Source organism: Candidatus Solirubrobacter pratensis, from assembly GCF_000425945.1.
GTDB classification, from domain to species: domain Bacteria; phylum Actinomycetota; class Thermoleophilia; order Solirubrobacterales; family Solirubrobacteraceae; genus Solirubrobacter; species Solirubrobacter pratensis.
Genome location: NZ_AUEK01000003.1, coordinates 598,172 through 609,108 on the forward strand (window position 1 = coordinate 598,172; position 10,937 = coordinate 609,108).

Consider the following 10,937-nt stretch of genomic DNA (forward strand, 5'->3'; position numbering starts at 1 on the left):
GTGAAGCAGGGCCATGAGCGGGACGCGGCGGTCGCCGCGAAGCCGGACCGTGCGCCCGAGCGCCCGGCGGTCCTCCCGAGCCCGAAGGCGCCGCTGACCCCGGCGCGCGTCGTCGCGCTGCAGCGGCTGGTCGGCAACGCCGCCGTCTCCGCGCTGGTCGACGAGCGCCGCCCGGCGAAGGAGGGGTCGCCGCCGGCCTCGGCCGAAGCCTCCTTGAAGGACCCGCACGCCGACCCCCGCTTCCAGTCGATGAAGGCGCGGGCGAAGTCCGCCGCCGGCGGCGCCAAGGCCCATGCGCCGGCGAAGTCCGGGGCGGCCGCCGCGCAGGCCGCCGCGCTCCCGCCCGGCAACGACGTGGCCAGCCAGGCCGCGGCCGCGCAGGTCGACACGATGTCCGAGCAGAAGCCGGGCGCCTTCGACCGCGCCGCGTTCATCGCCGCCGTCAAGGCCGCGATCGATGACGCGGCGCCGAAGAACCTCGAGGAGGCCGACGACTTCAAGGCCGGCGGCGTCAAGGAGGCGGTGTCCGGCCAGGTCAAGAACGGCAAGAAGGGCGCGGAGAAGGACATCAAGGGCGCGACCGATGCGGCGCCCGACACCTCCAAGGCCAAGCCCAAGCCGGTCACGCCGCTGGCGCCCGAAGAGGTCGGCCCCGCCCCGCCGAAGGTCGGCGCGGGGGACGCGATGCCGGCGAAGGCCCCCGCCGCACAGACCGATCTCCGCGACGGTCCCGCGGAGGTCGACAAGCAGATGGCCGACGCGGAGGTCACCGACGAGCAGATCCACAAGTCCAACGAACCGGACTTCAAGGCCGCGCTCGGCGCGCGCGACGCGGCCAAGGAGCACGCGCAGACCGCGCCGGACGGCTACCGCAAGCAGGAGCAGGACGTGCTCGGCAAGGCGCATGGCGCCGCCGAGCAGGCGGAGCTCGCGCAGCTCGCGGGCATGCACTCGGCGCGCGGCGGCGCGCTGGCCAAGGCCGCCGGGCACAAGCAGGGCGCGAAGTCCCAGGACGAGGCCAAGCGGGCCAAGGTCGCGACCGACGTCCAGGGCATCTACGACCGCACCAAGGCCGACGTCACCAAGACGCTCGACGGGCTCGACGGCAAGGTCGACTCGGCATTCACCGCAGGCGAGGCGGCCGCGCGCAAGCGCTTCGAGGACTACGTCTCCCAGCAGATGGACGCCTACAAGGAGGACCGCTACAGCGGCCTCCTGGGCAAGGGCCGCTGGCTCAAGGACAAGCTCACGGGCATGCCGGCGGAGGTCAACCGGTACTACGCGCAGGGCCGCAATCGCTACGTCGCCGAGATGGACGCCGTCATCGGCCGCGTCGCCGACGTCGTCGGCGCCGAGCTGACCGCCGCGCGCGCCCGCATCGCGCAGGGCAAGGCCGAGGTCCACAAGTACGTCACGTCGCTCCCGAAGGACCTGCAGGAGGTCGGCAAGGAGGCGGAGTCCAACCTCCAGTCGCAGTTCGACCAGCTCTCCTCCGACGTGGACTCCAAGCAGGACGAGCTCGTCGACACGCTCGCGCGCAAGTACGTCGAGGCGCGCGACGCGCTGGACTCGCGCATCGACGAGATGAAGGCGGCGAACCGCGGCCTGGTCGACAAGGCGATCGACGCCGTCGGCGGCGTGATCAAGACGATCCTCCAGCTCAAGACCATGCTGATGGGCGTCCTGGCCAAGGCCGCGGACGTGATCGGGGAGATCATCAAGGACCCGATCGGCTTCCTCGGCAAGCTGATCGACGGCATCAGGGCCGGGCTGACCCGCTTCGTCGGCAACATCGCCTCCCATCTCCAGGAAGGCCTGATGGGCTGGCTGTTCGGGACGCTCGGCGGCGCCGGCATCACGATCCCGAAGACGTTCGACCTCGCGGGCATCGTCGATCTCGTCCTGCAGGTCCTCGGCCTCACCTACCAGAACATCCGCGCCCGGGTGGTCAGGCTCGTCGGCGAGCCGGTCATGCAGCGGCTCGAGCAGACCGTCGACGTGTTCAAGACGCTCGTCAGCGAGGGCGTCGGCGGCCTGTGGAAGTGGATCAAGGACCGCGTCGGCGACCTCGAGGAGCTCGTCCTCGGCCAGATCAAGACGTTCATCATCGAGAAGGTCATCAAGGCCGGCGTCGTCTGGCTGATCGCCTTCCTCAACCCGGCCGCCGCGTTCATCAAGGCGTGCAAGGCGATCTACGACATCGTGATGTTCCTGGTCGAGCGCGGCAGCGAGATCATGAGCTTCGTCAGCTCGATCCTCGACTCGCTGGGCGCGATCGCCAAGGGCGCGATCGGGATCGTCGCCGAGAAGGTCGAGGGCAGCCTCGCCAAGGCGCTGCCGCTGGCGATCTCCTTCCTCGCCGGCCTGCTCGGCCTCGGCGGCATCAGCGAGAAGATCCACCAGGTCATCGACAAGGTCCGCTCGCCGATCAACAAGGCGGTCGACTTCGTCGTGATGGGTGCGGTCAAGGGCGCGCGCAAGCTCTTCGGCCGCGCACGGGGCTGGGCCAAGGGCAAGGTCAAGGGCGCCAAGGACTGGGCGCGGGGCCAGGCGCAGGGCGTCAAGGACCGCTTCACGGGCAAGCGGCGCGCCGGCCAAGAGCGGGACGGGCAGCAGCCTGGCGCCGCGGAGGACGCCAAGCGCGTCGAGGCGCCGTTCACGATGCACGGCAAGCCGCACAAGCTCGTCGCGAAGGGCGGCAAGGGGCGAGAGCTCGAGATGCACTCCACGCCGCTCGACCTCGTCTCCAAGATCGAGTCGATGTACGACGCGCTGACGCAGGCGAAGCCCTCGGAGGCGGGCGGCGCCGGCATCGCGGCGCTGCGGCAGGAGATGATCCAGGAGTCGCACGTGCTGCTGGAGGCCGCGATGGACCTGTGGACCCGGGCGGGCCGCGATCCGTCGGTCGTCCCCGCCGAGCTGCCCGGGCTCGCGGCGAGGATCTCGTCCTTCGGCGAGCGCTTCGACCGCCGCGACATCGATCCGGCGGCCGCCGAGGCGGCGAAGGCCCGGCGCAGGGACCTGGTCACCGATCCGGTTCCGGCGCTGTTCGAGGGGATCGATCCCCAGCGGCCCCCGCGCGGCTGGACGTTCACGGACACCGTGATCGAGCGGGGCCCGGACATCGTCCGCGTCGAGACGGCGATCACGGACCCCACCGGCGGCACCGGGAACATCCGGCGCGAGTACGACCGCAAGACGAAGAAGTGGACGCTCAGCTCGGCGTTCCTCGATCGGCTCGAGGCGTGGGTGCCCGCGACGGTGCCGCTCGGGAGCCGCGGCATCAACCTGGTCACGTACGCCACGCTGCGCCAGAAGAAGCTCGCCGGCGTCGGCGCGGGCGACGTCCAGCCCGCCATCAAGAAGCAGAAGTGGTCCAGCATCGTCAACGAGCGCACCATGCTGCAGCTGGCCAAGCTCGGCGGCGACGAGGGCCGCCGCGACGGGGCGATCACCTCGACCCACAGCTGGAGCTACGCCATGACCGCACTGACGCAGGCCCGCTATCGGGTCGTGCCCGGGACCGCGCGCGTGCTCGGCGGTCTGCCGCTGCGGGTGCGCGAGATGGACACGTTCGTGCGGGCGATCCAGAGCGACGGTGAGGCGAAGGCCGCGGAGAAGCTCGCGAGGATGGACGCGAGCCTGACCCTCGACAGCACGACCTGGTACGGATTCGACATCGAGGCCGAGGTGGAGCCGATCCCGTGACCGGGTTCCTGCTGGCGCCGGAGGGCGTCGTCACGATCAACGAGGGCGGCAGGCCGCCCGTGCGCGTGCCGCTGCGCGAGCAGCGCGGCTACGACCGGCTCGCGAGCGCGCTCGGGGAGCGGCTCGGAGCGACGATCGAGGTGGTCACCGAGGCCGGCCCCGCGCTGCGCGACTCGTTTCCGCAGCTGGTCCCGGCGATCGTCGCCGACGACGCGCCGGCGCCCGAATCGACGATGCTCCTCGACGCGTCGCCGAGCGACGCGGTCCAGGTCGTGCGGGGCTCGATGCTCGGTGCGCTGACCGCCGAGGGGCTCGACCGCTGGCGCGCCGGCGAGCCCGCAGGCGACCGCGCGCTGCTGGGCCGCGCGGACGTGGCCGAGCGGATCGACGGGGTCACCGCGGTCCCGCATCCGGGCGGCTACGCGTATCTGTCGAGCACGGAGCCGACCGACCTGATCGTGCTCGTGGCGGCCTACCTGCGGGCCGCCGAGGAGGTCCGGCGCCAGTAAGGTGGGTCGGGCGGTGAGGGTCGGGCTCTTCGTCACCTGCCTGGTCGACCTCGTCTCGCCCGAGGTGGGAGTGGCGACGGCGCGCGTGCTCCAGCGCGCGGGGCACGAGGTCGTGTTCCCCGAGGGGCAGACGTGCTGCGGGCAGCCGGCGTTCAACTCCGGCTATCGCGACGAGGCCGCCAAGGTGCTGCGCACGACGCTCCGCGCGCTGGCGGCGGCGGACGCCGACGCGTACGTCGCGCCGGCCGGGTCGTGCACGACGATGATCCGCACGTTCGCCGAGCAGCTCGACGACTCGCCGGAGCTCACGGCCGTCGCGCCGAAGCTGTACGAGCTGAGCGAGTTCCTCGCCGCGCATGGCGGTGCGCTGTCGGGCACGCTGCGCGCGCGGGTCGCGTACCACGACTCCTGCCACATGCTGCGCGAGCTTGGGCTCGCGCGCGAGCCTCGTGCCGCGCTGGAGCGGCTCGACGGCGTCGAGCTGGCGGACTGGGACGCGGAGCGCTGCTGCGGCTTCGGCGGCACGTTCGCGGTGCGCCAGCCCGAGCTGTCGGTCGCGATGGCCGACGAGAAGCTGCGCACGCTCGGCGGCGCCGACACGCTGTGCGGCGCCGATCCTTCGTGCCTGATGCACCTGCGCGGGCGCCTGCGGCGGCTCGGCTCGCAGGTGCGGGTGGCGCATCTGGCGGAGCTGCTCGAGGAGGGGACGCGGTGACGCTGCGCGAGCGCGAGCGGGCGGCGCTCGCGGGCGACGGGCGCCTGCAGGCGTCGATCCGGCGCAGCGCCGACAACGTGCACGACCGCTGGCTGCTGACGCGCACCGAGCTCGAGGACGCGGACGGCCTGCGCGAGGCGGCGCGCTCGCTGCGCAGCGCGGCGATCGCCCGGCTGCCGGAGCTGCTCGCGCAGCTCGCCGACAACGTCGAGGCGGCGGGTGGGAGCGTCTTCTTCGCCGGTGATGCGGAGGAGGCCTCGGGCTACGTCGCCGGCGTCGCGCGCCGCCGCGGCGTGAAGCTGGCCGTGAAGTCGAAGTCGATGGTCAGCGAGGAGATCGGGCTCAGCGAGCGGCTCCAGGCGATCGGCGTGGAGGCGATCGAGACCGACCTCGGCGAATGGGCGCAGCAACTCGACGGCGAGCCGCCGTCGCACATCCTCGCGCCGGCGATGCACAAGTCCTACGAGGACTGGGTGCGCGTGCTCGCGCCGCTGGGCTACGACGGCGGCGTCGACGCGAACGCGATGACGGCGTTCGCGCGGCGCACGCTGCGGCAGTCGTTCCTCGAGGCGGGCATGGGCATCACCGGCGTCAACCTCGCGATCGCCGAGTCCGGGACCCTGATGACGGTCACCAACGAGGGCAACGGGCGCCTGACCGCGGGCCGGCCGCCCGTGCACGTCGCGATCATGGGGATGGAGCGCATCGTCGCGAGCTGGGCGGAGGCGGACCTCCTGCTCGCGCTGCTCTCGCGCGCCGGCGCGGGCGTCTCGATCGGGACCTACGTGAACTTCGTCACCGGCCCGCGGCGGCCGGGCGATCTCGACGGCCCCGAGGAGCTGCACCTCGTGATCGTCGACAACGGGCGCTCGAACGTGCTCGGGAGCGCGAGCCAGGAGGCGCTCAACTGCATCCGCTGCGGCGCCTGCCTGAACGCGTGTCCGGTCTTCCGGCAGATCGGCGGGCACGCGTACGGCGACGTCTACTCGGGGCCGATCGGCGCCGTGATCGTGCCGCTGCTGCGCGAGGGGCAGGAGGAGCTCTCGCACGCGTCGTCGCTGTGCGGGGCGTGCTGGAAGGCCTGCCCGGTCGCGATCCCGCTGCACGACCTGCTGCTGCAGGGCCGCGCTGACCACGCCGGCTCCGAGCGGGCGCTGTGGCGCGCCTGGGCCGCGGCGTGGTCGAGCCCGCGCGCGTTCGCGCTGTCCGGCGCGCCGGCCGGCCTGCGCCCACCCCAGTCGCTCGTGCCGCCACCGTTCCGCGAGTGGGCGCGGGGGAGGGAGCTCCCGCATCGGGAGGGAGCCACGTTCCGGGCGCGCTGGCGGCGCGGCGAGGTGCTCGAGTGAGGCGCGGCGGCGATGACCTGCGCGTTGCGCCACGCGGGGACGAGGGGCGTGGCGCGCGGCGCGGGGATGACGGGCGTGGTTCGCGGCGCGGGGATGACGGGCGTGGCGCGCGGCGCCGCCATCACGCGGGCGGTGCGCGGCATGGCGGGGCGGCGCCGTGAACCGGGAGGCGTTCCTCGGGCGGCTTCGCGAGCGGCTGGAGCACGCCGTCCCGCCCGGCACCGCACACCCGCCGGGGCCTCCGCCCGCCGCCGTCCCGCGCGTCGACTACCCGCCGGACCCGCGCCCGCTCGAGGAGCGCTTCGCCGCCGCGCTGCACGCGATCCGCGGCCGCGTCGCCACGGCGGACGAGCTGCCCGCGCTGCTGCAAGCGCACGGCGTGCGGACCGCGGTCGTGACCGAGGAGCGCGTGCCGCTGCCGCCCGGCATCGAGCGGCTCCCGCTCGATCGCGCCCACGAGGCCGACGCCGGCTTCACGGCCGCGCGCGCTGCGTGCGCCGTGACCGGCACGGTCGTCGTGTCCGACGCGTCGCGGATGGCGAGCCTGCTCCCGCGCGTGCACGTCGTCGCCGTCCCCCGCGACCGGCTCGTGGAGACGCCCGGCGACGTCCTGCGCGACCTCCCGAGCCTCTTCCCCGAGGGCCTGCCGGCCAACTTCGCCCTCGCCAGCGGCCCGAGCCGCTCGGCCGACATCGCCGGCGAGGTCGTCTACGGCGTCCACGGCCCGCTCGCCGTGATCGCCGTCTTCGTCTGACCCTCAGGCCGTCCTGCCGATCGCCTGCAGCGCGGTCGGCAGGATCGTCAGCTCGGGCACATACGCGCGCGGAGGCAGGCCGACGGCGAACACGCACGCCGCCGCGACGTCCTCCGGGTGCAGCATCAGCGCGCGCGTCTCGGCGTCCGGCGGTTCCGGGCGGTTGTCGAGGATCGGCGTGTCGACCACGCCGGGCAGGATCGCGGTCACGCGCAGCTGCCCGTCGGCCTCCCAGCCGATGGCGCGGGCGAGCGCGAGCACCCCCGCCTTGGCGGCCTGGTAGGCGGCACCGGAGCGGTCGGGCCAGCTGCCCGAGACGCTGCCGATCAGCACGATCGACCCGCGTGACGCGAACAGCGCGTCGCGGAACGCATGCACGAGGTTCCACGTGCCGGTCAGGTTCGCGCCGAGCACGTGGTCCCACGACTCGTGGGAGAGCTCGCGCAGCCGCCGCTGCTTGATGTTGGCTCCCGCCGAGACGACCAGCGCGTCGAGCGCGCCGATCTCCTGCGCCAGCGCCGCGACCGCCTCGCGGTCGGTGACGTCGAGCGCGTGCGCCGTCACGCCCGGCGCGTCGATCTCCCGCCGCGCCGCCGCATGGACCGCGTCGCCGAGCTCCGCGAACGCGCGCGCGGTCGCCAGCCCGATGCCGCTCGACGCCCCCGCGACCAGGACGCTGCGGCTCACGCCTCGCGGCCCGCGCCGGCGAGGAAGACCTTGAACTCGGCCGGCGTCCCCGCCGCGAGCCGCGCGAACTGCTCGGGTCCTTCTTCCAGCGGCCGCACGGCCGTGAGGTCGTCGCCGAGGCTCGCCTCGCCGCTCACCAGCCACGCGTGCGCCTGCTCGAAGTCGTCCATCGTGTACGCGTAGGAGCCCTGGATCCGATGCTGGCTGCGCACGATGTCGTGGAAGCCGAGCGTCGTCTCGTCGGCCGCGAGCCCGATGCAGACCATCGTCCCGGCCGGCCGCAGCAGCTCGAGCCCGAGCTGCCGCGTGGCCTGCGCGCCGACCGCGTCGAGCACGAGGTCGAAGTCGCGCTCATCGCCGACCTCGTGGGCGCCGAGCGCCAGCGCCCGCTCGCGCCGTGCGTCGTGCCGCTCGACCACCGCCACGTGCGCGATCCCCGACAGCAGCGCGGCCTGCAGGGTGACGAGGCCGATGGTGCCCGCCCCGAGCACGACGGCGCGCTCCGCCGGGCCTCCCAGGCGCACGGCATGCACGCCGTTGGCCAGCGGCTCCATCAGGGCGCCCACGCGCGCCGGGACGCCGTCGGGCAGCACGCGGGCGTCGGCGGCGCGCACCTTCACGAGGTCGGCGAACGCGCCCGGCGCGTGGACGCCGACCAGGACGCGGTCCTTGCACACGTTCGAGAGCCCGGCGCGGCACAGCGCGCACTCGCCGCAGCCGCTCAGGGGATTCACGGCGACGCGCGCGCCCTCGAGCTCGTCCGCGCCGGAGCCAACGGCGACGACCGTCCCCGCGAACTCGTGCCCCATGACCAGCGGCGGCTTGCGGTTGCCCATGTGCCCGAGGTAGCCCTCGACCTCCGAGCCGCAGATGCCGACCGCCTCGGCCCGCAGGATCAGCTCGCCCGGGCCGGGATCGCCCGGCTCCGGCACGTCCTCGATCGTCATCCGCTCCGGTCCCTGCCAGACGATCGCCTTCACGAGCCGACCTCCTCGACGGTGTTCACCAGCTCCCCGAGGCCCGTGATCGCGATCCGCACCTCGTCGCCCGAGCGCAGTGTGAACTCCGGCTCGGGAATGATCGACGTGCCCGTCAGCAACACGACGCCGGCCGGGAAGTCCTGGGCCCTGAAGAGCCAGCGCACGAGCTCGTCCGGCGTGCGGTGCAGCTTCGAGAGCTGCGTGAAGCCGGTGAAGATGTCCTCGCGGTCGCGCGCGATCGTCAGCGAGATCTCGAGCTCGGCCAGCGGGGGCGCCTCGTCGACGCCGATGATGCACGGCCCGAGCGCGCACGAGCCGCGGTAGACCTTGGCCTGCGGCAGGTAGAGCGGGTTCTCGCCCTCGATCGAGCGCGAGGAGACGTCGTTGCCGATCGTGTAGCCGAGGATCTTCCCGGCGGCCGAGATCATGAGCGCCAGCTCGGGCTCAGGGACGTCCCAGCCGGAGTCCCCGCGCACGCCGATCAGGCCGCCGGGCCCGCGCACGCGTCCCGGCGCCGCCTTGAAGAACAGCTCGGGCCGCTGCGCGTCGTAGACCTTGTCGTAGAAGTCGTGGCCGCCCGACTCCTCGTTGCGCGCGACGCGGCTCGACTCGTAGGTCACGCCCGCCGCCCACACCTCCTGGCTCTGGACCGGCGCGAGCACGACCGAGCCCGCGGGCACGGCGCCGGCGCCCTCGCCATCGAGCGATCCGGCGGCCAGCAGCCGGTCGATCGTCAGCCCGTTCGGCAGCAGCTCGGAGGGCCCGGTCTCGACCGGGCCCTTGGCGAGCCGCTCGCCCTGCGCGGTGCTGATGCGCCAGATCGCCACTACGCGCCGAGCGGCCCGATCGTGATCGTGTGCGTGGACGTGTAGAGCTCGCGCGCCGCCTTGCCCTGCTCGCGCGGACCGAACGAGGACTGCTTCTCGCCGCCGAACGGCGCGTGGAAATCGACTCCCGAGGTCGGCATGTTGACGCGGATCATGCCGGATTCGAGCCCGTCGACGACGGTGAGCGCGGAATCGACGTCGCGCGTGAAGACCGAGGTGACCAGTCCGAACGGCACGCCGTTGGAGATCTGGACCGCCTGCTCGGCCGTCTCGGCGCGCAGGACGGTGACGATCGGGCCGAAGACCTCGTCCTGCGCGAGCCGCGCGTCCGGCGACTGGCCGTCGACGACCGTGGGCGTGACGAACAGGCCCGGGCCGTCGATCGCGGTGCCGCCGGTCACGATGCGGCCGCCGTCGGTGGCGACCGCGCGCGCGGCGTCGAGGACCTCGTCGCGCGCGGGCGGGTTGATGACCGGGCCGACGACGGTGTCCGCGGCGGCGGGATCGCCGAGCGGCAGGCCCTCGACGGCGGCCGCGAGCGCATCGGTGATCGGCGCCGCGTCGCCCACGACGATCACGCGGCCGGTCGCGGTGCACTTCTGGCCGGCGTAGCCCATCGCGGCGCCGGCGATCACCTTCGCGGCCGCCTCGACGTCGGCGTCGGGCAGCACGATCGACGCGTTCAGGCCGCCCATCTCGGCCTGGCTGGCGATCCCGCGCGCGGTCGCCGCGGCGGCGACCTGGAGGCCGACCGCCGTCGACCCGGTGAAGGAGACGACGTCGGCCTGCTCGATGATCGCCTGGCCGGTCTCGCCGCCGCCGGGGACGACGGTGAAGACGCCCTCGGGCAGGTGCCGGTTGAGGATCTCCTCGAGCAGCAGCGCGGACGCCAGCGCGTCCGAGGACGGCTTGAGCACGACCGCGTTGCCGTAGGCCAGCGCGGGCGCAGCCTTCCACAGCGGGATCGCGAACGGGAAGTTCCAGGGCGTGATCAGCCCGGCGACGCCGCGCGGGCGGCGGCGGCTGAGCAGCAGCGTGCGCAGGTCCGACGGCGGCGCGGCGGGGTAGGTGTCGCCGTCGGGGTCCAGCGCCGACTGCGACTGGTAGCGCAGGATGCGCACGCTGCGCGCGTGCTCGCCGACGGACTCCGTCAGCGGCTTGCCGACCTCGCGGATCATCAGGTCGACGATCTGGTCCTTGGCGGCGTCGACGGCGGCGGCCGCGGCGGTCAGCGCGTCGGCGCGCGCGAGCGCGGAGCGCGACCACTCCCGCTGCGCGGCGCGGGCGCGCGCGACCGCGGCGGCGACCGCGGCGCGGTCGGAGGCCGGGGCGGTGACGACGACCTCTGACTGGTCCTGCGGCGAACGGCTCTCGATCGTGGCGGTGCTCATGACGCGACGGACGCTAGCGC

At 73.7% G+C, this 10,937-nt stretch carries 9 protein-coding genes; 5 read left to right on the forward strand and 4 right to left on the reverse strand.

The genetic code is table 11. The annotated features are described in order from the left end of the window. The 5 genes from H958_RS42665 to H958_RS42670 all read left to right on the forward strand — a co-directional run bounded on the left by H958_RS42665 (position 1) and on the right by H958_RS42670 (position 7,032). Positions 1–3,708, forward strand: coding sequence for a phage tail protein (locus H958_RS42665; RefSeq protein WP_051323740.1), 3,708 nt, complete (start codon positions 1–3; stop codon positions 3,706–3,708). Beyond that, positions 3,705–4,217 carry a hypothetical protein gene (locus H958_RS0103115; protein ID WP_028057579.1) on the forward strand — a complete coding sequence of 171 codons (513 nt, stop codon included), beginning with the start codon at positions 3,705–3,707 and terminating at the stop codon, positions 4,215–4,217. The genes H958_RS42665 and H958_RS0103115 overlap by 4 nt, the downstream gene beginning before the upstream one ends. Before the next feature lie 13 nt (positions 4,218–4,230). Further along, positions 4,231–4,932 carry a (Fe-S)-binding protein gene (locus H958_RS0103120; RefSeq protein ID WP_028057580.1) on the forward strand — a complete coding sequence of 234 codons (702 nt, stop codon included), beginning with the start codon at positions 4,231–4,233 and terminating at the stop codon, positions 4,930–4,932. Continuing rightward, on the forward strand, positions 4,929–6,278 hold the full coding sequence (locus tag H958_RS34650) for an LUD domain-containing protein (protein ID WP_051323741.1): 1,350 nt from the start codon (positions 4,929–4,931) through the stop codon (positions 6,276–6,278). Before H958_RS0103120 ends, H958_RS34650 begins: the two co-directional genes overlap by 4 nt. Positions 6,279–6,435: 157 nt before the next feature. Continuing rightward, the gene (locus tag H958_RS42670; RefSeq protein ID WP_051323742.1) at positions 6,436–7,032 is read left to right on the forward strand and encodes a LutC/YkgG family protein; all 597 of its coding nucleotides are present in this window, start codon (positions 6,436–6,438) and stop codon (positions 7,030–7,032) included. A gap of 3 nt (positions 7,033–7,035) precedes the next feature. Here H958_RS42670 and H958_RS0103135 read toward each other — a convergent pair whose 3' ends face one another. From H958_RS0103135 to H958_RS0103150, 4 genes are read right to left on the reverse strand one after another with little or no spacing between them, the layout of a single operon-like run. Beyond that, a complete protein-coding gene (locus H958_RS0103135; RefSeq protein ID WP_028057581.1) occupies positions 7,036–7,719 on the reverse strand; it encodes an SDR family oxidoreductase in 684 nt (227 codons plus the stop codon). Then, positions 7,716–8,699 (reverse strand): zinc-dependent alcohol dehydrogenase, encoded by a 984-nt coding sequence (locus H958_RS0103140; protein ID WP_028057582.1) that lies wholly within the window; start codon positions 8,697–8,699, stop codon positions 7,716–7,718. Before H958_RS0103140 ends, H958_RS0103135 begins: the two co-directional genes overlap by 4 nt. Then, on the reverse strand, positions 8,696–9,526 hold the full coding sequence (locus H958_RS34660; protein ID WP_081685541.1) for a fumarylacetoacetate hydrolase family protein: 831 nt from the start codon (positions 9,524–9,526) through the stop codon (positions 8,696–8,698). Before H958_RS34660 ends, H958_RS0103140 begins: the two co-directional genes overlap by 4 nt. After that, complete coding sequence (locus tag H958_RS0103150) at positions 9,526–10,917, reverse strand: aldehyde dehydrogenase family protein (RefSeq protein WP_028057583.1); 1,392 nt, start codon at positions 10,915–10,917, stop codon at positions 9,526–9,528. The genes H958_RS34660 and H958_RS0103150 overlap by 1 nt, the downstream gene beginning before the upstream one ends. Positions 10,918–10,937: the final 20 nt, after the last annotated feature.

Bases quoted from the DNA above. Each gene is read 5' to 3' on its own strand.
- H958_RS0103150 (WP_028057583.1), bottom strand. From the start codon at position 10,917: ATGAGCACCGCCACGATCGAGAGCCGTTCGCCGCAGGACCAGTCAGAG.